The 20,383-nt window shown below is 62.4% G+C and carries 23 protein-coding genes; 13 read left to right on the top strand and 10 right to left on the bottom strand.

What is annotated here, in order from left to right:
• Positions 1 to 29 precede the first annotated feature (29 nt).
• Both VDP74_RS01460 and VDP74_RS01455 read left to right on the top strand, forming a co-directional pair.
• Positions 30 to 1,109 carry a sensor histidine kinase gene (locus tag VDP74_RS01460; RefSeq protein ID WP_322997825.1) on the top strand — a complete coding sequence of 360 codons (1,080 nt, stop codon included), beginning with the start codon at positions 30 to 32 and terminating at the stop codon, positions 1,107 to 1,109.
• Complete coding sequence (locus tag VDP74_RS01455) at positions 1,106 to 1,723, top strand: response regulator transcription factor (protein ID WP_322997824.1); 618 nt, start codon at positions 1,106 to 1,108, stop codon at positions 1,721 to 1,723. The genes VDP74_RS01460 and VDP74_RS01455 overlap by 4 nt, the downstream gene beginning before the upstream one ends.
• A 16-nt stretch (positions 1,724 to 1,739) precedes the next feature.
• On the opposite strand, the gene VDP74_RS01450 is transcribed toward VDP74_RS01455, so the two are convergent.
• From VDP74_RS01450 to VDP74_RS01425, 6 genes are all read right to left on the bottom strand, one after another.
• Positions 1,740 to 2,465: an ABC transporter ATP-binding protein gene (locus tag VDP74_RS01450; protein WP_322997823.1), complete on the bottom strand. Its 726-nt coding sequence runs from the start codon at positions 2,463 to 2,465 to the stop codon at positions 1,740 to 1,742.
• Entirely contained in the window at positions 2,452 to 3,210 is a 759-nt protein-coding gene (locus VDP74_RS01445) for an ABC transporter ATP-binding protein (protein WP_322997822.1), read from the bottom strand. The genes VDP74_RS01450 and VDP74_RS01445 overlap by 14 nt, the downstream gene beginning before the upstream one ends.
• Positions 3,207 to 4,154, bottom strand: coding sequence for a branched-chain amino acid ABC transporter permease (locus VDP74_RS01440; protein ID WP_322997821.1), 948 nt, complete (start codon positions 4,152 to 4,154; stop codon positions 3,207 to 3,209). The genes VDP74_RS01445 and VDP74_RS01440 overlap by 4 nt, the downstream gene beginning before the upstream one ends.
• Complete coding sequence (locus tag VDP74_RS01435) at positions 4,151 to 5,023, bottom strand: branched-chain amino acid ABC transporter permease (RefSeq protein ID WP_322997820.1); 873 nt, start codon at positions 5,021 to 5,023, stop codon at positions 4,151 to 4,153. The genes VDP74_RS01440 and VDP74_RS01435 overlap by 4 nt, the downstream gene beginning before the upstream one ends.
• Positions 5,024 to 5,171: 148 nt before the next feature.
• Entirely contained in the window at positions 5,172 to 6,437 is a 1,266-nt protein-coding gene (locus VDP74_RS01430) for an ABC transporter substrate-binding protein (RefSeq protein ID WP_322997819.1), read from the bottom strand.
• Between the two features lie 285 nt (positions 6,438 to 6,722).
• Positions 6,723 to 7,034, bottom strand: a complete 312-nt coding sequence (locus VDP74_RS01425; protein WP_322997818.1) for a DUF4148 domain-containing protein — start codon at positions 7,032 to 7,034, stop codon at positions 6,723 to 6,725.
• Positions 7,035 to 7,257: 223 nt separating this feature from the next.
• On the opposite strand from VDP74_RS01425, the gene VDP74_RS01420 reads away from it, so the two are divergent.
• Positions 7,258 to 8,169, top strand: coding sequence for a LysR family transcriptional regulator (locus tag VDP74_RS01420; protein ID WP_322997817.1), 912 nt, complete (start codon positions 7,258 to 7,260; stop codon positions 8,167 to 8,169).
• A gap of 8 nt (positions 8,170 to 8,177) precedes the next feature.
• On the opposite strand, the gene ttcA is transcribed toward VDP74_RS01420, so the two are convergent.
• From ttcA to VDP74_RS01405, 3 genes are read right to left on the bottom strand one after another with little or no spacing between them, the layout of a single operon-like run.
• Positions 8,178 to 9,200 carry a tRNA 2-thiocytidine(32) synthetase TtcA gene (gene ttcA / locus VDP74_RS01415; RefSeq protein ID WP_322997816.1) on the bottom strand — a complete coding sequence of 341 codons (1,023 nt, stop codon included), beginning with the start codon at positions 9,198 to 9,200 and terminating at the stop codon, positions 8,178 to 8,180.
• 11 nt (positions 9,201 to 9,211) lie between these two features.
• On the bottom strand, positions 9,212 to 9,610 hold the full coding sequence (locus tag VDP74_RS01410; protein WP_322997815.1) for a dihydroneopterin aldolase: 399 nt from the start codon (positions 9,608 to 9,610) through the stop codon (positions 9,212 to 9,214).
• A complete protein-coding gene (locus tag VDP74_RS01405; protein WP_322997814.1) occupies positions 9,607 to 11,397 on the bottom strand; it encodes a M61 family metallopeptidase in 1,791 nt (596 codons plus the stop codon). The genes VDP74_RS01410 and VDP74_RS01405 overlap by 4 nt, the downstream gene beginning before the upstream one ends.
• Positions 11,398 to 11,422: 25 nt before the next feature.
• Between VDP74_RS01405 and VDP74_RS01400 the strand changes: the two genes are divergently transcribed.
• The 7 genes from VDP74_RS01400 (at position 11,423) to VDP74_RS01370 (ending at position 17,427) form a co-directional block, all read left to right on the top strand.
• Entirely contained in the window at positions 11,423 to 12,199 is a 777-nt protein-coding gene (locus VDP74_RS01400; protein ID WP_322997813.1) for an enoyl-CoA hydratase, read from the top strand.
• A gap of 147 nt (positions 12,200 to 12,346) precedes the next feature.
• Positions 12,347 to 13,072, top strand: a complete 726-nt coding sequence (gene bcsQ, locus VDP74_RS01395; protein WP_322997812.1) for a cellulose biosynthesis protein BcsQ — start codon at positions 12,347 to 12,349, stop codon at positions 13,070 to 13,072.
• 479 nt (positions 13,073 to 13,551) lie between these two features.
• Positions 13,552 to 14,472 carry a hypothetical protein gene (locus VDP74_RS01390; protein ID WP_322997811.1) on the top strand — a complete coding sequence of 307 codons (921 nt, stop codon included), beginning with the start codon at positions 13,552 to 13,554 and terminating at the stop codon, positions 14,470 to 14,472.
• A gap of 93 nt (positions 14,473 to 14,565) precedes the next feature.
• Positions 14,566 to 14,907, top strand: coding sequence for a hypothetical protein (locus VDP74_RS01385; protein ID WP_322997810.1), 342 nt, complete (start codon positions 14,566 to 14,568; stop codon positions 14,905 to 14,907).
• Positions 14,908 to 14,916: 9 nt separating this feature from the next.
• Positions 14,917 to 15,600: a C39 family peptidase gene (locus VDP74_RS01380; protein ID WP_322997809.1), complete on the top strand. Its 684-nt coding sequence runs from the start codon at positions 14,917 to 14,919 to the stop codon at positions 15,598 to 15,600.
• The gene (locus VDP74_RS01375) at positions 15,590 to 16,099 is read left to right on the top strand and encodes a hypothetical protein (RefSeq protein WP_322997808.1); all 510 of its coding nucleotides are present in this window, start codon (positions 15,590 to 15,592) and stop codon (positions 16,097 to 16,099) included. The genes VDP74_RS01380 and VDP74_RS01375 overlap by 11 nt, the downstream gene beginning before the upstream one ends.
• 104 nt (positions 16,100 to 16,203) lie before the next feature.
• Positions 16,204 to 17,427 carry a transporter gene (locus VDP74_RS01370; RefSeq protein WP_322997807.1) on the top strand — a complete coding sequence of 408 codons (1,224 nt, stop codon included), beginning with the start codon at positions 16,204 to 16,206 and terminating at the stop codon, positions 17,425 to 17,427.
• A gap of 40 nt (positions 17,428 to 17,467) precedes the next feature.
• Here VDP74_RS01370 and VDP74_RS01365 read toward each other — a convergent pair whose 3' ends face one another.
• On the bottom strand, positions 17,468 to 18,355 hold the full coding sequence (locus VDP74_RS01365; RefSeq protein ID WP_322997806.1) for a response regulator transcription factor: 888 nt from the start codon (positions 18,353 to 18,355) through the stop codon (positions 17,468 to 17,470).
• 358 nt (positions 18,356 to 18,713) lie between these two features.
• Here VDP74_RS01365 and VDP74_RS01360 point away from each other — a divergent pair, with 358 nt between their 5' ends.
• From VDP74_RS01360 to atpE, 3 genes are read left to right on the top strand one after another with little or no spacing between them, the layout of a single operon-like run.
• The gene (locus tag VDP74_RS01360) at positions 18,714 to 19,151 is read left to right on the top strand and encodes an ATP synthase subunit I (protein ID WP_322997805.1); all 438 of its coding nucleotides are present in this window, start codon (positions 18,714 to 18,716) and stop codon (positions 19,149 to 19,151) included.
• Between the two features lie 26 nt (positions 19,152 to 19,177).
• On the top strand, positions 19,178 to 20,056 hold the full coding sequence (atpB, locus tag VDP74_RS01355; RefSeq protein WP_322997804.1) for a F0F1 ATP synthase subunit A: 879 nt from the start codon (positions 19,178 to 19,180) through the stop codon (positions 20,054 to 20,056).
• A gap of 54 nt (positions 20,057 to 20,110) precedes the next feature.
• Positions 20,111 to 20,353 carry a F0F1 ATP synthase subunit C gene (gene atpE, locus VDP74_RS01350; protein WP_298014239.1) on the top strand — a complete coding sequence of 81 codons (243 nt, stop codon included), beginning with the start codon at positions 20,111 to 20,113 and terminating at the stop codon, positions 20,351 to 20,353.
• Positions 20,354 to 20,383: the final 30 nt, after the last annotated feature.

Here is a 20,383-nt window from a genome sequence, read left to right as displayed (position 1 = left end):
CGCGTCCTGATCCAGGGAGAACATCGCGCATGCTGTTCAGGCTGTCCGGACATTTCAAGCAACATCCGCGCATCGGCATGGCCTGGCTGGCTGTGCTGATGGCGGCCATTTTCGTCGCCGACACGTTCACGCGGCTTGAAATCGCGGCGGCCGTGTTCTACGTGGCGGTGATCCTGGCCGGGCTCGGTTTCCTGTCCCGGCGCGGCGTGACCGTGCTGACGGCGGCCTGCGTCGTGCTGACCGTGCTCAGCCTGCTGCTCACGCCCAAGGGGCATGGCTTGCACGAATCGGGCCTGATCAATGCGCTGATCAGCATTGCCGCCATCGCCATCACCGCCTACCTGGCGCTGCAGCGCGCTGCGGCCCAGGACGCCGCCTTCGAGATGCGTGCGCACCTGGTGCGTATGGCCCGCATCCGCAGCCTGGGCGGGCTGACCGCCTCGATCGCCCACGAAATCAACCAGCCGCTGGCTGCCATCGTCACCAGCGGCAGCGCGTGCCAGCGCTGGCTGGAACATGATCCGCCAAATCTGGAACGGGCGCTGCGGGCCTTGCAGCGCATGATCGATGACGCTGATCGGGCCAGCGACGTGGTGGCGAGGATACGCAGCCAGATCCGTAATGCCGAGCCGCAGAGAGTGCCGGTCAGGCTGGCTGACGTGGTCGAGGAAGTCGTGGCGCTGGCCCAGGGCGAACTGGATCGCAACGAAGTCGTGCTGTCCGAGCAGATCCAGGATGGCCTGCCTGCCGTGATGGCCGACCGCGTGCAGATCGGTCAGGTGCTGGTCAATCTGGTGCTCAATGCGATCGAGGCCATGCGCGATACGCCGGCTGACGGGCGCCGCCTGGCCCTGAGCCTGGGCAACGACGACTCAGGGCTGGTGCGGCTTTCGCTGGCCGATAGCGGACCCGGGCTGAGCCCTCAGGCGCAGGACAGGCTGTTCGATACCTTCTGGACCACCAAACCGGATGGGACCGGCCTGGGTCTGACCATCAGCCGGGACATCATCGAAAGCCACGGTGGTCGCCTCTGGGCGCAAGCCGGCCAGAGCGGCGGCGCGGTGTTCTGCTTCACGCTGCCAGCTGCGCACCCGGAGCACGCGCCATGACGCTTGCGGCACTGGACGATTCGCCTTGTGTCTATCTCATTGATGACGATGCCTCGCTGCGCGAATCGCTGGAAGACCTGATGCATTCGGTCGGTCTGCCCGTGCGTGGTTTCGCATCGGTGCGGGAATTTCTGGAAGCCGGCACCGGCGACGGGCCTGCCTGCCTGGTCCTGGATGTACGCCTGCCGGGCCAAAGCGGTATGGATTTCCTGCGCCGCATGGATGCGGCCCGGCGCCGGATGCCCGTGGTGATGATCACCGGGCATGGCGACATTCCCATGTCCGTCAGCGCCATGAAGCTGGGGGCGGTGGATTTCCTGACCAAGCCTTTCCGCGACCAGGACCTGCTGGATGCCATCCATGCGGCGCTGGAGAAGGACCGCACGCAGCGCGCCGCGATGTCGGGCGCAGCCGAAGTGCGCGATCGCTGGGCGACATTGACCGAGGGCGAACGCGCCGTGATGGATCGGGTGGTGCGCGGCATGCTGAACAAGCAGATCGCGGCGGAACTTCACATCAGCGAGATCACCGTCAAGGTGCGCCGCAGCCGCGTCATGCACAAGATGGCCGTGCGCACGCTGGCGGATCTGGTGCGGGCGGCCGGGCGGCTGTGAATCTGCCGCCGGAGGATCAATCGTCCGGGAAATCCCATTTCTGGGCGCTGGCCCCCGCCAGCTCCTGCACGCGCTGTTCGTCCTGGCCGAATTCCGCCGCAGACCCGGTATGGGTGATCTGGCCTCGGTCCAGGACGTAGGCGCGGTCGGCCACTTCGATGGCGGCGCGGACGTTCTGTTCGATCAGCAGCACGGACGTTCCGGCATTCCGGGCGGCGACGATGACGTCGAACACGTTTTTCACGATCAGCGGCGCCAGCCCCTGGGAGGGCTCGTCGAGCAACAGCAGCCGGGGGTTGAGCAGCAGCACGCGGGCGATGGACAGCATTTCCTGTTCGCCTCCCGACAGCTGCTTGCCTTTGTGGTGCTTGCGTTCTTCCAGTCGAGGAAACAGCTGGTAGATGCGCGCGATGTTCCAGTGGCCCGGCCGGTCTACGGGGACTTTCAGGTTCTCGTCCACCGTCAGGTTGGCGAAGACGCGCCGCCCTTCGGGGACCAGGCCGACGCCCATCTGGGCGATGCGAAAGGGTGCCAGATGGGTGGATTCCTTGCCGAAGACCTGGATGTGGCCACTGCGAGCCGGTGTCAGGCCCATGATGCTGCGCAGGGTCGTCGACTTGCCCGCGCCATTGCGCCCCAGCAGGGTAACGAGTTCGCCTTCCTGGACTTCCAGGTCGATCCCCTGCAGGATGTGGCTCTTGCCGTAGTACGTATGCAGCTGCTGAACCTCAAGTGCCTTCACGTTTTTCCCCCAGGTAGGCGACTTGCACCTTTTCGCTGGCCGCAATTTCGGCGGGTGTGCCCACTTCCAGCACTTCGCCTTCGGTCAGGACCGTGATGCGGTCGGCCAGGTTGAAAATCACCCGCATATCGTGTTCCACCAGGACGATGGTCAGTTTCTGCGTGCGGTGCAGTCTGCGGATCAGCACGGCGGTGTCGTAGGTTTCCTGGCTGCCCATGCCGGCGGCGGGTTCATCGAGCAGCAGCAGCGTGGGCTTCAGGGCCAGCGCCATCATGATTTCGGTGGACCGCTGGTCACCGTGCGACAGTTCGCCGACGTGGCGGTCGGCATTGGCCGTCAGGCCGCCGGTCTCCAGCAGTTCGTCCACCTGTGCGGCGGTCTGGGCCGACTGCCGACGGGTGGAGAACAGCTTCATCCGCAGCCCTTGTGTGATCTCGACGGCAATGCGCAGATTGTCGCGCACGCTGAGTTCGGGAAAGACTTCGGTGATCTGGAAGGTGCGCGCCATGCCCAGGCCGACCCGTTCGTGAGCGGGCAGGTCGGTGACGTCGCTGCCGTTGAAGACGATGCGGCCGCTGGTGGGGCGGTAGAAACCGCTGATCATGTTGAAGAACGTCGTCTTGCCGGCGCCGTTGGGCCCGATGATGGCGTGCAATTCACCCTGTTCGACGTTCAGCGAGACCTGGTTGACGGCTGCCAGTTCGCCGAAACGCTGGGTGACGTTGTGGACTTCGAGCAAGCTCATGATGTTTTTCTCTGCAACAGCCCGACGATGCCTCGGGGAATGAACAGCACGACCAGGACGAAGATCATCCCGATGAAGAACATCCAGCTGTCGGTGATGCTCGACAGGTAATCCTGCAGTATCACGAAGATGGCTGCCCCCAGCAGAGGCCCCCAGAAAGAGCGCATGCCGCCGATGACCGCCATCAACACGAAATCGCCGGATTGGGTCCAGTGCAGGTTGTGGGGGCTGACGAAATTGTTCAGCATGCCGTACAGGGACCCGGCGCAGGCTACGAAGACGCAGGATGCGGTGTAGGCCAGCCATAGGTGGCGGTTGACCGGGATGCCCAGGAACCGCGCCCGTCGCTCGTTTTCACGCATGGCCAGCAGCGTGTGGCCGAAGGGCGAGCGCAGCAGGATGGACATCAGCGCGGCGCAGACGGCGAATACCACCAGGGCCGTGTAATAGAACACCAGGCTGGAGGACAGGTCGATCTGCATGAAGCCCAGGTCGATGGGCTGCCGATGAAAGGTCAGGCCATTGTCGCCGCCGGTGACCGAGTTCCAGCGAAAGGCGATGAAATAGAACACCTGGCCGAAGGCGATGGTGGCCAGCGCGAAATAGATGCCACGCAGTTTCGCCAGCAGATAGCCGATGATGGCGCCGCCCAGTGCCCCTGTCAGAACACCGACGAGGAACCCCAGGGGTGTGCTGGGCACCAGGTATTTGATGACCAGGCCGGTGCCGTAGGCGCTGAGCCCGAAATATGCGGCATGCCCGAAGGCCATGACGCCTGAATGCCCGACCAGCAGGTTGGTGGACATGGCCGCCAGTCCGATGATGAGGACGCGTGTCGCCAGGTCGGTGTAGCCGCCGACGGAGCCGATCCAGGTGGGCAGGGTCAGCAGGATGGCCCAGACGACAATCAGGCTGATCGATTTGTTGACGGTATTGTTGTTCACAGTTTGGTCCCGCCTTCTTCGCCGAACAGGCCGTGCGGCCGAACCAGCAGCACGAGTGCCATCATCACGTAGATGGTTGCTTCGGATGCCGATGGATAGAACACGGTGACCACCCCGGCGGCAATGCCGATGAGCAGCCCGCCGAACAGGGTGCCGATCAGGCTGCCCAACCCGCCGACGATGACGGCGACGAAGCTGGGCATGATCAGTTGATCGCCGATCGTGGGCGTCAGGCCCAGCATGCCGGAGGCCAGCACGCCCGCCAGGCCGGCGAAGAAGATCCCCAGGCCGAAATTCAGATTGCGCAGGATGCGCACATCCACCCCCAGGGCCGAGACCATCTCCAGGTCCAGGGTGCCGGCGCGGATGCGCATGCCCAGCCGCGTTTTCTTGAGGATGAGGAACAGGACGATGACGGCGATGGCCACCAGGGCGACCATGAACACCCGGTAGCCGGTCAGGAAGAAGAGCGTGGGGCTGAGCGAGGATTGCAGTATGGCCGGGACCTGGATGGGCAGGCCCTGGGCGCCCCAGATGTAGCGCACGGAGTCCTGCAGCACGTAGGCCAGGCCGAAGGTCAGCAACAGGCTGTAGAGCGGGTCGCGGGCGTACAGGGGACGGATCAGCACGCGTTCGACCAGGATGCCGATCAGGGCCGTCAGGAAAGGCGACACGATCAGGGCGCCCCAGAAGCCCAGGTATGGCTGCAGGGTATAGGCGATGTAGGCGCCCAGGGCCAGGAATCCGCCGTGGGCGAAATTGATGACGTTGGTCAGGTTGATGATCAGCGACAGGCCCAGCGCCATGAGGGCGTAGAACGCGCCGATCACCAGTCCGTTGAATATATTGAAAAGGACCAGCTGGGTCACGAGGAGCCTCCGTCGAGCAAGACAGTGCCCCGCCGGGGGATGTACAGCCCCGAAGTGTCGCTGTCAGAGAGAAATGTCGGGCGGCCCGCCGCCGGTTCGGCGTTCGGGGTCGAGCCGCCCGATATCCTGCGCATGTGCATGCGCTTGCCTAGGCAGGCCAGGTCATCTTGCACCCGGTTTCCGCGACGGAGGGTGCGATCGTGTTGCTTTCGATGACTTCGTCGATCTTGAAGAGATCGTCCGGGCCGGCATCGCCTTTTTCCTGTGCGTGGCCAGCCCATAGCGTGCCGATCAGCAGGTGCTGATCAGCGCGGAACGTGGCCGGATGCGGTTGCAGGGCGACTTCCGGAGGGAGCGTCAGGCCGTTGAGCGCGCGGGCCATTTTCACGGCGTCCAGGGATTTGGCCGTGTTGGCCGCCAGGGCGCAGGCGTGGATGGCGGTATGGCCGAACCAGGTGCGCGCCGTTGGAACGCGCCCGGTCTTTTTCATGATGGCGTCGGTGAATTCCTTGACGTGGGGCACGCCGGGTTGATTCCAGTACCATTCGATGACCCAGTTGCCGATGCGGGCGGTGGGTGGCAGGGCTTCCAGGGTTTCCAGTTCGATATTGGCCCCCGCGATGTGGAAGCGTTTGTCCAAGCCGAACTGCACGGCCTGTTTGAGCACGTTGGTCTGGTCTTCGCCGTTTTGCAGGATCACGATGACGTCGGGATTGGCTGCCTGCGCCTTGATCAGATAGGACGAATATTCGGTCGTGCCCAAGGGAATCAGGTCGGCTCCCAGGTTGGTGGCTCCCAGCTTCTGCAGATTGACCTTGTAGGCGTCCAGCAGGCCGTGCCCGAAGGCATAATCCGGCACCAGGAAATAGAATTTCTTGCCGAAGCGCTTGACCAGGGAAGGCGCGATGGCATTGACCAGCAGCGTGGTGGAAGGGTCGACCTGGTAGACGTTCCAGTGGCATTCGCTGCCCGTGATGGGGTCGGCGTGCCCGCCGGGGTCCATCATGAAGACGCCCTTTTCGTAGGCGACGGCGGACATGGCCATGGTCAGGCCGGAATTGACGTTGCCGACCAGGAAATCGACCTTGTCCTTGTCGATGAGCTTGCGGGCTTTTTGGACAGCGACCCCGGCATCGCCGCTGGTCGAGTCTTCGACGACGAGCGTGGCCGGCCGGCCCAGGATGCCGCCTTTGGCATTGATTTCCGCGACGGCGAGTTCCATGCCGTGCAGTTCGTTGCGGCCGGTGATGGCGTAGGTACCGGTGAGTGGGTTGTCGACCCCCAGCTTGACGGGCTGATCGCCCTGCGCCAGGACGATCTGGGGAGATGCCAGGGTGGCGATGCCTGCTGCCCCGGCGGCCTTCAGCAAAGTGCGGCGGCTGACTGCTCCGCTGTTGCTGTGATTGTCATTCATGTGAATCCTCCTCTGGTACGTCTCGGAGACGTGCGCCGTTTGGGGCGGCGCATGCGAGATGAATCTTGAAAACAACCTTTGCTAGCGGAAATGTGTGTCATTTTCCGGAGAAGCTGAATCAGTTTCCTGCTGTGGGCAAGAATCTGTCAATGCGGAATTACGGTAGCGAATCCACAAGCTTGTGGATCGGCTGATCCCCGGCCGCGTGACCAGCCAGGGTACGCGGGGCATGAAAAAAGCCCGCCGCGCATCGTGCGCGGCGGGCTTTCGAACCCAGGCCTGTGTTTACAGGATGTTGGGATACTGGTTGTCCTCGCCGATGCTGACCAGGCCGGAGTTCTCGGCTTGCTGCAGTTCCTTCAGGACTTGGGCGCGAGTCAGAGGCGCGCTGTCGTCTTGCAGGTGGGGGTAGCTGGCGGTCTCGCCGATTGTGACCAAGCCTTGGGATTGTGCGACCCGCAGCGCCTGGACGACTTCAGCGCGCGTTTGGGTGCTGGGCGTCGTGATTTCCGGGTAGTTGGCTTCATCGGCCTGAGCGATTCCGACGGAGGCAAGGCCCAGCGACAGGGCGACAATGGCGGTAGCAGCGACTTTCATGATGGTTTCCTTCAGTTCAAGTTGAAACGTGAGACCGGGTCATCACGGGCTTTCCGCGACGTGTTGCTGACCCTGCCTCGATGGAAGACAGTGTGCGCGTTTGCTGCGCTGCGATAAACTGGGCTGATGCGAATTCAGCTTTCCATTTTTATCGACAATCGGTGGATGGCTTCTGGACGTCCGACCGCTTTGTCCGTCCGTTTGCGTTTGCCGGCTGCGTATTATGTCCCCGTCCCTGAACGATCTTGAGTTGTTCGTCGAAGTTGCCCGCAGCCAGGGGTTCACCCGCGCAGGCGACGCCCTGGGGATGCCGGCCTCGACCCTCTCGCGGCGGATTTCCCAGTTGGAGAAATCCATCGGGGTGCGCCTGCTGAACCGGTCCACGCGCAAGGTCGTGCTGACCGATGTGGGGGTGGCCTACTTCGAGCGCTGCAGGCACATCATCGAGGAAGCCCGCATTGCGCACGAGGCGCTGCTGGACGATGCCCGGCAGCCGCGTGGCCACCTCCGGGTTTCGCTGCCATCCAGCCTGGCGCTGGCATTCCTGCAGGACGCCTTGCCGGAATTTTCCCGCCGCTATCCCGACATCGACTGCGAGTACGACCTGAGCGTGCGCAAGATCGATCTGCAGGCGGATGGCTTCGACGTCGTGATCCGGGCTTCGCGCCTGCCGGATTCCGGCATTGTGTCGCGGCGCCTGGGGACCTTGTCGCTGGGGCTCTACGCGTCTGGGGAATATCTGCGCCGGCATGGCGTGCCCGCAGAGCCCGCCGATCTGTCCGGGCACCAGTGCCTGCGCGCCAGTGCCAGCCGTGAAGATTCCCTATGGAAGCTGCTTTCTTCCGGAGGCGAGGAAAGGCAGGTGCGGGTCGACGGGCGGATTGCCGTCAATCATGTGATGATGCTGCGGTACATGGTCGAACGGCACATGGGCATCGTGCCGCTGTCCGTGCCGCCCGATCAGCGCAAGGGCAGTCTGGTTCGTGTGTTGCCGGACTGGTCTTTCGAGGCGATACCGATGGTCGCCCTGTTTCCTTCCCGCATGATGCCGGCGCGCGCACGCGCGTTGCTGGATTTCCTGAACGAGCAACTGGCGCACGTCGACATTCTGGGCGGAGGGTCCACGGTCGAGTAGCGGGCGGATCAGGATTCGCGGGAAGCCCGCACGCGCGGCCGGGCGACCACCTGTTCGAACGGGCTGCTTGCATCGCTGAGCTCTTCGTCTTCCGCGAATGCCGGCATCGGGAAGTCTTCCTCGTCAAAGGCCCGGTCGCCGTTGGCGTCGGCCTGGCCTGTGGGGCGCAGACTGCGGAAATCCATCAGGGCCGGGTCCATCAGGTGGGATGGCACCACATGTGACAGCGCGCGGAATATGTTCCAGGTGCGGTTGGAGAAATGCCGGTCCCATTCTTCCAGCATGCGGTTGATTTCCTTGCGCTTCAGGTTTTCCTGCGAGCCGCACAGGTTGCAGGGGATGATGGGAAATTCGCGCAGCCGGGCATAGGCGATCAGGTCCTTTTCGTGCACGTAGGCCAGCGGCCGGATGACGATGTGTTCGCCGTTGTCCGACACCAGTTTCGGCGGCATGGCTTTCATGCGGCCGCCGTAGAACAGATTCAGGAAAAAGGTTGCCAGGATGTCGTTGCGATGGTGTCCCAGGGCGATCTTGGTGGCGCCCAGTTCGTGGGCTACGCGGTACAGAATGCCTCGGCGCAGGCGCGAGCACAGGGAACATGTCGTCTTGCCCTCTGGAATCAGGCGCTTGACCACCGAATACGTATCCTGGTTTTCGATGTGGAAAGGGATGCCGCGTGCGCTCAGATAGTCAGGCAGCACGTGTTCGGGGAACCCGGGCTGTTTCTGGTCCAGGTTGACCGCGATGATATCGAAATGGATGGGCGCGCGTTCGCGCAGCGTCAGCAGGATATCCAGCAGGCCGTAGGAATCCTTGCCGCCGGACAGGCAGACCATGACGCGGTCGCCGTCCTCGATCATCTGATAGTCGCCGATGGCCTTGCCGGTTTCACGCAGCAGCCGCTTGACCAGCTTGTTTTCGCTGACGCTGCGGTGGGGGCGGTGCGCGGCGGCCGCCGCGCTGTCGGGGGTTGTCGGGTGTTCCGCCGCAATGGCGTTGGCAGTCGGTGAAAAAGGTGTGGAGGCGGACATGGTGCGGGGGGTCAGGCGGCGTGCGGGCGGCTGCGCGATTGTTCGATGCAGACGGCGGCGCAATCATCGAACGCCTGCGGTTTGCAGATGCGAAGGCGAACGTGCAGGACGTCCGGAAAGTCCCGCAGGATGCGGGCCAGGGACCGATCCACCAGGGTTTCCAGCAAATCGGTGTGGGCGTGGGTGGCTTCCTGGATCAGCGCCTCGCGCAACAGGCGGTAGTCCAGCACGCTGCCGATGTCGGCATCGTCCACCGGCCGCGAGGCGTCGGTGTCGAATTCAGCGTGGATGCGCAGGGGCTGTCGGGCGGTCCGTTCGTGGTCCAGCATGCCGATGGACGCCGACACCTGCAGATCGTCCAGGATCACGCGGCGAGTGTGGGCGCCAGGGGTTTGATCGGCCGGTTTCATGCGACGGGGTCCGAGGGGTGGGCGCCCGAGCGTTCCAGCCGATGCTTCAGGGCTGCAGCTTGGGCCAGCCGCGCCCGGTACTGGCGCAATTCGTCGCGCCGGAAGACATGCAGCGTGACCCGGTCGCCCGCCTGGCGCCCATCCAGCAGGGCATCCAGGCCGGCGGCGTCAGTGATGCGCAGTCCGTCCAGAGCGATCAGCAGGTCACCCGCCGACAGGCCCGCGCGATGGGCGGCGCCCTGTTCGTACACAGTGGCCAGGCGCAGGCCGCCGGTGTCGGCGCGAGTGCGCACGTCCAGCGTGGGCCGGCTGTGCTCGGCCTCGGCGATCACGGTGATGCCGGCGCGAGCCAGCGCGGCCTTCAGGGGGACGTCGGCGCAGCCTTCGGCGTATCGGGCAATGAAATCACCCAGATCCACACCCGTGGCCTGCAGGATCAGGGCGGGCAGGGCATCTTCCGGGACCCCCTGGGGGCGGCCCTGGTAGAAGTCGCGGCCATAGCGATCCCACAGCAGACGCATGAGGTCGTCCAGGCTGCGGGTGTGGCCGGATCGGTGGCGGATCTCCAGATCCAGCCCCAGGGCCACCAGGGACCCCTTGGTGTAGTAGCTGACCAGGGCGTTGGGCGAGTTCTCGTCCTGTTTGTAATAGCGCGTCCAGGCATCGAAGGAACTGTCGGCGACGGACTGCTTCAGCCGGCCGCCGCCGCGCAGCACCTGATCCAGGGTGCGGGCCAGCAGTTTCAGGTAGGCGGTTTCGTCGATCACGCCCGAGCGCAGCAGCATCAGATCGTCGTAGTACGAGGTGAATCCCTCGAAGACCCAGAGCAGGCGCGTGTGGTTGGGCTGGCTCAGGTCATAGGGCGCGAAGGCAGCAGGCTTGATGCGCTTGACGTTCCAGGTGTGGAAATATTCGTGGCTGACCAGCCCCAGGAAGGTCTGATAGCCCTCGGGGGCTGGCCGGCCGCGCATGGGCAGGTCGTGCCGGCCGATCATCAGCGCCGTGGATGCGCGATGTTCCAGGCCGCCGTAGCCGTCGCCTGTGATCGTGGTCAGGAACGTGTAGTGATCGGCGCTGTCCAGAAAGGGTGCGCGCCGGGTTGATGGTTCGAAAAGTTCGATCTGCGCGGCGCAGATTTTCTGAACGTCCGCAGCGATGCGTTCCAGGTCGAGCTGCGGGGCTACGCCGGTGAAGACCAGATGATGGACGGCGCCGTGGGCCTGGAAGCTGATGGATTGCGGAGTGCCGATTTCTACCGGGTGGTCGATCAGGGCATCGTAGTCGGCGGCGCGGTAGCAGCCAAAGCCTTGCGCTGGGGCGCAGTCCGGTTGGCCGGCCGCCGGCGGCAGGCTGGTGTGGACTTGCCAGCCCTTGGCGTGGTCTGGCGGGCAGAGCTCCAGCAGGCAGGGGCGGGCTTCTTGCCCAGCGGCGGCCAGGAACAGGCTGCTGCCGTTGAAAAAGGCATGGCTTTCATCGAAGTGCGCCCCGCGTACGGACAGGTCCCAGGCGTAGACCGTGTAGTCGACGGTCAGCGCCCCGCGTGCGGGGTCGCAGAGCCAGGCATGGCTGTCGGTCTTGCGGGTGGCGACTTTGCCGCGCACGTCCCGCACCTGCAGAGTTTCGATCTGTCGTGCAAAATCACGGATCAGGTAGCTGCCGGGAATCCAGGCGGGCAGGCGCAGCATCTGGCCGTTCGGGTCGGGCTGCGGTATCGTCAGCCGGATGGCATAGCGGTGGCCGGCCGGGTCGGCCAGCTGCACCCGGTAGCGGATCAGTTCATCTTTCATTCCGCTAGTTTACTTTGGAGGCAACATGAGCGAAGCATTGGTAAAGGTCGAAGTCCGTGGACGCGTCGGACTGCTGACCCTGAATCGTCCCCAGGTCCTGAACGCACTCAGCAACGCGGTCATCGACGAACTCTCGGCCGCCGTGCGGGCCTTCGAGGCCGACGACGCGATCGGCGCCATGGTGCTGACGGGCAGCGAAAAGGCTTTCGCAGCCGGGGCCGATATCGGCGCCATGGCGGGCTGGTCCTACATGGACGTCTACAAGGCCGATTACCTGGGCGGCAACTGGGATGCCTTGCGCCGCGCCCGCAAGCCCATCATTGCGGCAGTGTCAGGCTATGCACTGGGCGGTGGCTGCGAACTGGCCATGCTGTGCGATTTCATCATCGCCGCCGAAAATGCCAAGTTCGGCCAGCCGGAAATCAAACTCGGCGTCATTCCGGGCTACGGCGGTACCCAGCGCCTGCCGCGCGCCGTGGGCAAGGCCAAGGCCATGGACCTGGTGCTGACCGGTCGCATGATGGATGTGCATGAGGCCGAGCGCGCCGGCCTGGTGGCACGCATCGTACCGTTGGACAAGCTGCTGGATGAAGCCATCGAGGCCGCCACGGTGATTGCGTCCATGCCGTTGCCGGCTGTGATGATGGCGAAAGAATGCGTCAACCGCGCCTTCGAGGCCACGCTGGATGAATCCCTGCTGTTCGAGCGGCGTAATTTTCATGCCCTGTTCGCCACCGAAGACCAGAAGGAAGGCATGAAGGCGTTCGTGGAAAAACGCAAGCCCGAATTCAAGCATCGCTAGCGTGCGTGACCGTCTCGCCTCGGTCTAGGCCATATGGTTGATCGGTCATCTGCCCCACACACTCACAGACAGATAGCCTTTATCGTCAACAGACACAGAATGTTGTGGATCGGTAATGGTTGTGATGAGCGGGGCAGGAGGTCGGACATGAACCTGGTGACTTTGAAAGGCATACGAGGCGGGGCAGGCACCACGACGGTGGTCGGCATGCTGGGCGATGCCCTGCATGCCCTGGGCCAGCGCGTGCTGCTGGTGGACTTGAATTCTTCCGATCTCTTGCGGATGCATTTCGACGTTCCCCGCGCGGATGGGCGGGGGTGGGTGGCATCCCTGTTCCCGGACGAATGGCGCCGGCAGGCGTTTCAGCTCGACGGCGGCCTGATGCTGGTTCCGTTCGGGCGCCAGGCCATCGAGAGTTCCGGCATTTCACATCTGCTGCGGGGCGATGACTTCTGGCTCCAGGTGCTGCCAAGCCTCGAGCGGGACTTCGACTGGGTGTTGTTCGACTGTCCGCCTTTTCCGCACCGGCTGGCGCCTGCCCTGCGGTTTCGCAGCACGCTGGATCTGATGGTGGCGCATCCTGATATGGCGGCCCAGGAACTGCTGTCCCAGATCGATTTCGAGGCCAGCAGTTATTTGCTGATCAATGATTTCGACCCGGCGTGGCGGCTGGAGCGTGACGTCCTGCAGGGCTGGCAGCATCATTATGGTGAACGGGTGCTGCCCCATCCCATTTATTGCGACGAGAGCCTGCCCGAGGCCTTGGCGCGAAAGAAACCCATCACCCGCTACATGCCGGATGCTCGGGTCAGCCAGGCCGCGCGGTCTTTGGCACGGTGGTGCTTGTCCGGGCGTCAGCGCGCCGCAGCCTGATTGGCCCGTTGCGGCATCAGCCGGGAATACGCGCCGCATCGCGCCTGCCGGCATTCCGGCATGACAGGTTCCCACGAATCGATATCGACCGATTCTGACGCCGCATATTGAATATATGGCGCCGGCCGGCATTGCCATGCCCGGTCATTGCCTGTTTTTGAATAATTCCCTGGAAAGCCGATATTTACTTATATGTGTCATCAAGTGAATATCTGGCATTTTCGAATTCCGTTCAGTCATATTTAATTACGCGAGATAAACTTAAGTTTCAGAAAACACATATTGTCGTTACGGAACAAACACATATGATAGTTGGTAACGATTATTTGTTTTTCTAATTTCAACTTTTGATTAAGCGCATACTGTGCTTGCAGTCAGGGAGGACTGATCACCGTATTTCGAATCACGACGCGTCATTCCGACTGTTTCCCAGAGTAGTTTTCACCTGTTCAGCAGGTTAAGTGAAGGAGCAAGTCATCATGAAAAAGTTCAAAGCATCGTTGATTGCTACCGGGGTGGGGGCTGCCCTGGCGTTAGCATTGAGTGGTCCGGCACTGGCCGAGGGCGGTGGCGGTGGCGGTGGCGGTGGCGGCGGTGACGGCCTTGGTGTCGGTCTCGGTGTCGGCGTCGGTGTCGGCGAGGGTGGTGCTGGTGGTAATGCCACTGTAAACGTTACTGTCCCGGAATCGGGAGGCCCTCACGGCATTCACAATTATGTTCGTGACAACGACCACAGTACCGTCGCGACCGACCATTCCAGCGCGACTTCTGTTCGGATGGGTGATGTGTCTCTCGGTCTGTATCGTGCCAACACCAATCTGATCGGCAGCGTGCACAATAACGGATCCGAGGGCATCAGCGGCAACAATGGCGGCGATGGCGGCTTTGGCGGCTGGGGTGGCACGGGTAACAAGGGCGATAGCCTCAACTTTACAGGAAGCAAGGCTATTGGTGCTGATGGTGGCGACGGCGGCAGCGGTGGTACCGGCGGTGGCGGTGGTACCGGCGGTGTCGGCGGCGGTGCTGGCACTGGCGGCACTGGCGGTAGCGGTGGTGGCCTCTTCGGTAGTAGCGGTGGGACCGGCGGTACAGGCGGTGCCGCTGGCACGGGTGGTGGCGGTGGCACAGGCGCCGCCGCTGGCAGCGGTGCAGCTGGCGGGAGTGCCAACGGCGCAGTCTCTAGCCACGCCTTGGCCCTGGCCGCCACAGGCAATGGTGCGTCGGGCGGCTACGGCGGCTCGGCCAATGGTGGTTCTGCCGGCAGTTTCGCGGTCACCAACTCCATCTCCAACAGCTCGTTTGCCAGTGCCTCGGGCATCATGAACGTGAGCCAGAACACCGGTTCCAATGCGCTGACCCAGCAGGGGGTGACGGTCCAAGGGAACGTCAACTTTCGCTAAACCGTCAGTGTTGCGGTAGTGCTTACCCAGGATGCGTACGGAAACCGCCGCATCCTGGGCACCCCACAGCGTTCTGTACGCTAGGAGGCCAACATGAACGGGCGGCAATTTCTAATTGCAATGATGATGGGATCTGCGCCAATGCTCGCCGTGGCCGAACCCACCCTGCCTGAGACGCCTCAGGTTGCATCCCTGGGGGCACCGGTGTCGGATTCGGCGCTGTCCGAATACCGTGGCGCTCGCGATATCACCTTCAATATGCAGGATACCCAAGGACAGCTCTATCAGAACCAGGCGTCTAACACCTATTCGGGCAGCAATCAGGTCTCCGACCAGGCCCTGTCTGGGATGAATGGGTTTTCGACCGTCATTCAGAATTCCGGAAACAACGTCCTGATCCAGAATTCGACGATCGTCAACGTGAAGATGCAATGAGCGTCCATCATGAGAGCGCACTTGCTGGCTGTCACCCTCTCGATCTGCCTCACCGGCACCGCACACGCAGGTAGCGTGCTGGTGCCGGTTCTGGGCGGCGTCAATGTACCGGGAATCGAAAGCGTCCGGGAACGGGCATTCAGCCGGACCGTGCATCAGCAGTACGATTTCAGCTGCGGGTCGGCTGCGGTCGCCACGCTGCTGACTTACCAATATAACGATCCGGTCAGCGAACAGGATGTCTTTCAGGACATGTGGGATCACGGCGATCAGGGAAAGATCCGCCAGGAGGGGTTCTCGCTGCTGGACATCAAGCGCTTTCTGGATGCCCGGGGCTATGAATCGAACGGCTACGAGGTCCCGATCGACAAGCTGGTGGAAAATTCCGTGCCGGCCATCATGCTGATCAGTGACCACGGATACAACCATTTCGTGGTGGTCAAGGGCCTCAGCAAGGATCGCGTCTTGCTGGGCGACCCGTCAGCCGGTGCGCGGCTGATGTCACGCCAGGATTTCCAGAAAATCCTCGTCACCCCCATCGTTTTCGTCATTACCAATCAGCATCAGCGGGCCCTGTTCAATGGGCGTACCGACTGGCGCACGGAACCCCTGGCCCGGATCGGAACAGCGATGTCGGCGGCCAGGCTGGCGCAGGAAACTGTTTTCGTCATTCCCAGATCGGATGTTTTCTGAGGACGTGGGCGAAAGGAGATGCACCATGTTTACCTCTGTACATAATAGAGCCTTACTGGCTCTGGCAGTCGGCACCCTGGCGTTTCAGGCGCCCGTGCACGCCGCTGCATTCGGTGGCGCCAGCCCGGTCAGCATGCAGGCGCTGGACCAGATCCGGGGTGGTTTTGGATTTGAGATCAACCTCGGCCAGATGATGCTGGCCATGAACATGTCGCAGGTCAGCATGATCAATGGGGTCGTCGTGCCTGGCGAGCAGACCGTGACATCTGCTGGCGGGGGTTCGACCCTGATTCAGCTGGGCCCGCACAATTGGATCAATCCGAGCGTGCTGAACAATATCCCCGCAGGTTCGATGAGCACCGTGATTCAGAACAGCCTGAATGATCAGGCGATCCAATCCATCAACACCCTGAATATCACCATCACCAGTCAGGCGCTGGCGCAGAACATGGCGCTGCAATCCTTTGCGCAAGGCGCACTGTTGCGATTTCAACACTAAAGACAGGGGGGCAGTACATATCCTAATGGTTTGAAGGTTGGACACTGCATAGAATTGGTCCGTAACTCGCGCGCGAGATGTCGATTAACTGATAGCGAGCACCCATGAACGTCAAACGAGTACTGCCCCCCGCAACACTTCTGGCGCTTCTGGTAGCAGCGCTACCGGTGCACGCACAGCAAGACACCACTCCCACGATCCAGCAGCTGGAACAACAGCTTCGTGACCAACAGAAATTGCTGGAACAGACCCGCCAAAGCCTGGAACGCCTGAAGATCCGCATGCAGGCGCCTGGCGGCCCCGCCGCCCGGGGGCCGGTGGACTACCAGCCTGGCAGCCAGGGGCCCAGTCAGGAAGCCGTCGGGCAGGCCCCACCCCACCCCCAGGAAAGCGAGGCCGCGAAAGTCGCCCCGATTCTGGATCAACCCGGCATTCTCACCCCCCGTGGTCGTTTTGCCTTCGAACCCTCCCTGCAATACGACTATTCCAGCAACAACCAGGTCAATCTCATCGGCTTCAGTGTGCTGCCGGCCATATTGGTCGGCCTGATCGACGTGCGGCAGGTGGATACCACCACGGTGACAGCGGCCGCGACCCTGCGCTATGGCCTGACGAACCGCTTGGAACTCAGCGCAAAAGTCCCTTATGTATATGGCCACCAAAGCGCCATCACCCGCCCATTTGCGGAAGGCGCAGCCAACGATACCGTGTTCACCAACACCGGGCGCGGGATCGGCGACATCCAGCTGGGTGCGCGCTACCAGTTCAATGATGGCGGCCTGAACATGCCGTATTTCATCGGTTCTCTGACCGCATCCCTGCCGACCGGCAAGGGCCCCTTCGATATCGATTATTCCCTCAACGGCAGCTCGCCCACCGGGCTGCCGGTGCCCGAAGAACAGCCCACCGGCAGCGGCTTCTATGCCTACGATGCCGGCATACTGGCGATCTATCCGTCCGACCCGGTGGTGTTCTTCGGCGGCCTGGGCTACACCTGGCGCCCGTCCAAGAACGTCGATAAAACCATCGGTGGCATGCGCATCGGCAAGGTCGATCCGGGCGATTCGATCAAGATGAATTTCGGCATGGGCATGTCCATGAACGACAAATCATCGCTCAGCCTGGGGTATCAGCATACCTACGTCAGGCCGACCAAATTCGACGGCAATTCCGCTGCCGATTCCACCTCCATCCAGGTGGGCCAGCTGTTGGTCGGGTATGGGTATCAGATCTCGCCCAAGACCAACATCAACCTGACCTTGGGGGTGGGCGTGACCCGATATGCGCCCAATGCGGAACTGCTGCTGCGCGTTCCCATGACTTTCTAGTCGGATCGGTGGTCCACCCCCGGGCGTTCGCAGACGACGCCTATGCTGCAGGGGGGGGAGCGACTGTGTTTTGCGGATCCTTCCAGCATCCCAGCGTGGCGCCGCGTGAGACCGCCGCATAGACTGCGGCGTTGCGGTTGTTGACGCCCAGGCGCAGGTACAGGGCTTCGGTGTGGGTCTTGACGGTCGCCACTGAGATCGCCAGTTCCCGGCTGATCTGCTTCAGGGGATAGCCTCTGGCCATCAGGGCCAGAATGCCATATTGGCGTGGCGTGAGGCGCAGCAGTTCAGCTTCCCGCTGGATGAGCTCTGGCGTCAGCGCCTGGACAGCGGTCGCCAGCCCGCCGCTGACTGTCGATAAACGCGCCAGGCCGTCTTCCTGCCGGCCGTGAATTGCCTGAGCAGACGAGGGCAGGGGGTTCGTCAGGTCGCCATCAGCCTGGCCCTGGGGGTGCGCGTCGTCCTGATCGTACCAGCGCCGTTTTGGGGCGTCATCGCCGTGAGTGGCCGACATGTCCGGCGTGCCGGCATGGGCTGCGCTCGGGCGAGGGAAGCACTTGCCCCCCGCCAGGGAGAGCATGATCGAGGATTTCAACACGTCTGGCGATGCGAATTTGCAGACATATCCCGCCAGTACCGATGGCAGATTGAGCAACGAATAGGACGGTTCCTGGGCGTCGGAGAGCAGCAGGATGCGGCGCGGAGCAACGCGTTGCTGGGCGGTGGTGACCAGTTCCTTGACGTGGTCGTAGGCGGCCGGCACGGACAGCAGCATCAGGTCGGTGCCCGACGGGTGCGGCTGCCCGCCATCGAACAGCTGCGTGTAGTCGATCCCCTGGCTGGCGGCACGGCAGTCCAGCGTCTTCAGCAGATTGAGAATGCCCAGTCGCAATAGCGTGTTGGGTTCGACGACAGTAATGGTTACCATTCCGCACTCCGCAGGGTTTCATTCATGTGTGCGAATGCATATTGTTCATCCAAAAGTGGCTCAGCAGCGATCCCGGGGCGCTAAAAATATCGCCATATCGTTTCAGTCTGTGTCGTCATGTAGCAGAAACGGCCACAAGGGCCCAGGCGGCTGGCGCAAGTGTGATCGGGGTGTGCGCGGGTGCCAAGCATCGGATGTCAAACTGAGTTAAAATGGTGCGCCTTTTGGGGGTGGGTTCTAAACCTTGTTCCAAAAAACGCTATAATTCAACGGTTTGACTGGCTGCCTGGTGATTTGATCGCCGGGGCATGAACGGGTTGTTATGGGTGATCGGGCCACATCGGATCCGCACAGTGGGTTGGATGATGGATCGTCGGGCGAGGCCAGGCCACTGGTGCTCGACGACGCGGATCGCGCGCTCATCGCCCGACGTTCGCGGGTCGGCCTGTTTCGGGCGCTGGCAGCGCAAGCATTCACGGGGATGCTGGTGGTGCTGGGAGCCTGGGGGATTGCTGGGAAGGACGCTGGGGCTTCCGCCTTGATCGGGGCGGCAGCCTATTTTGTACCCAACGCGCTGTTCGCCATGCGATTGCTGCTGGGGTACTTCGGGCCAAAACGCCCGGGATCGCTCGCCTTTTTCTGGGGCGAATTCCTCAAGCTGCTGGTCGTGGCTGGGGTGGTGGTCCTGGTGGCGTGGCAGTGGGGGGGCTGGCTGAACTGGCTGGCTTTCCTGTTGGGCCTGTTGGGCGTCATGAAGGGGTATGTGGTGTTGCTGGCCTTGCGCCGCCTGCCATGATTTGATTACGTTTGAAGGGCTTACCGATGACCGACGCAGTAACGACGCCTCAGTCCGAATACATTCAGCACCACCTGGTGCATCTGAATAATCTCGGGCACAAGCAGGACATCATCGCCAACTTCGGCGTCGTGAACTACGACTCCCTGTTCTGGTCCATCCTGACGGGTGCCATCGTCATCTATTTCCTGTGGCGCGCCGCCCGGCGGGCCACGACCGACGTTCCCGGTCGCTTCCAGATGTCCGTGGAAATGCTCGTGGGCATGGTCTACGAAGAAGCCAAGAATATCGTTCCCAACGAGAAATCCCGCCTGTATGCGGCCCCCCTGGCGCTGACCGTGTTCCTGTGGATCACGCTGATGAATACCCTGGACCTGATCCCCGTCGATCTGATGGGCTGGTTCTTCCGCATGGTGGGTCTGGGTGCCGATCACTCCGATCCGCTGTACTACCACCGCATCCTGCCCACCGCCGACCTGAACATCCCCATGGGCATGTCGCTGGGCGTGCTGCTGCTCACTCTGTATTACGGCATCAAGATCAAGCACGTGGGCGGCTTCGTCAAGGAACTCTTCACTGCGCCTTTCCATGCGCATGGCGTGGGCGCCCTGGTGCTGGCCCCGTTCAATCTGCTGCTCAATCTCATCGAATACGTCGCCAAGACCGTCTCTCTGGGCATGCGGCTGTTCGGAAATATGTATGCGGGCGAACTGCTGTTCATGCTGATCGCCTTGCTGGGGGGGGCCTGGGTCGGGACCGATGCAACAAGCATCAGTCTGGCATTCGGGCACGTGCTGGCCGGCTCGGCGTGGGCGATCTTCCATATCCTGATCGTGCTGCTGCAGGCATACATCTTCATGATGCTGACCCTGGTATATATCGGGCTGGCACACGAAGGCCACTGATTTCTGATTCTTTTGTTTTCTGACTAAACAACGTTTACTTACCAAGGAGTTGTTATGACCAACGTTGCATTCGTTGCTCTCGCTTGCGGTCTGATCATCGGTCTGGGCGCCATCGGTGCCTGCATCGGTATCGGCCTGATGGGTGGCAAATATCTGGAAGCCTCCGCGCGCCAGCCCGAATTGATGAACACCCTGCAAACCAAGATGTTCCTGCTGGTTGGTCTGATCGACGCCGCCTTCCTGATCGGCGTGGGTCTGGCCATGCTGTTTGCGTTCGCCAACCCGTTCGTCGGCTGATCGCGCAGGCCTGTCCAGGCAGGCCAGGGG

Origin of the sequence: Castellaniella sp. (genome assembly GCF_034674885.1) — a bacterium.
In the GTDB taxonomy this organism is placed as follows: Bacteria; Pseudomonadota; Gammaproteobacteria; order Burkholderiales; family Burkholderiaceae_B; genus Castellaniella.
The sequence above is the reverse complement of the archived record's forward strand: the minus strand, read 5'-3'. Positions and strand labels throughout refer to the sequence as shown.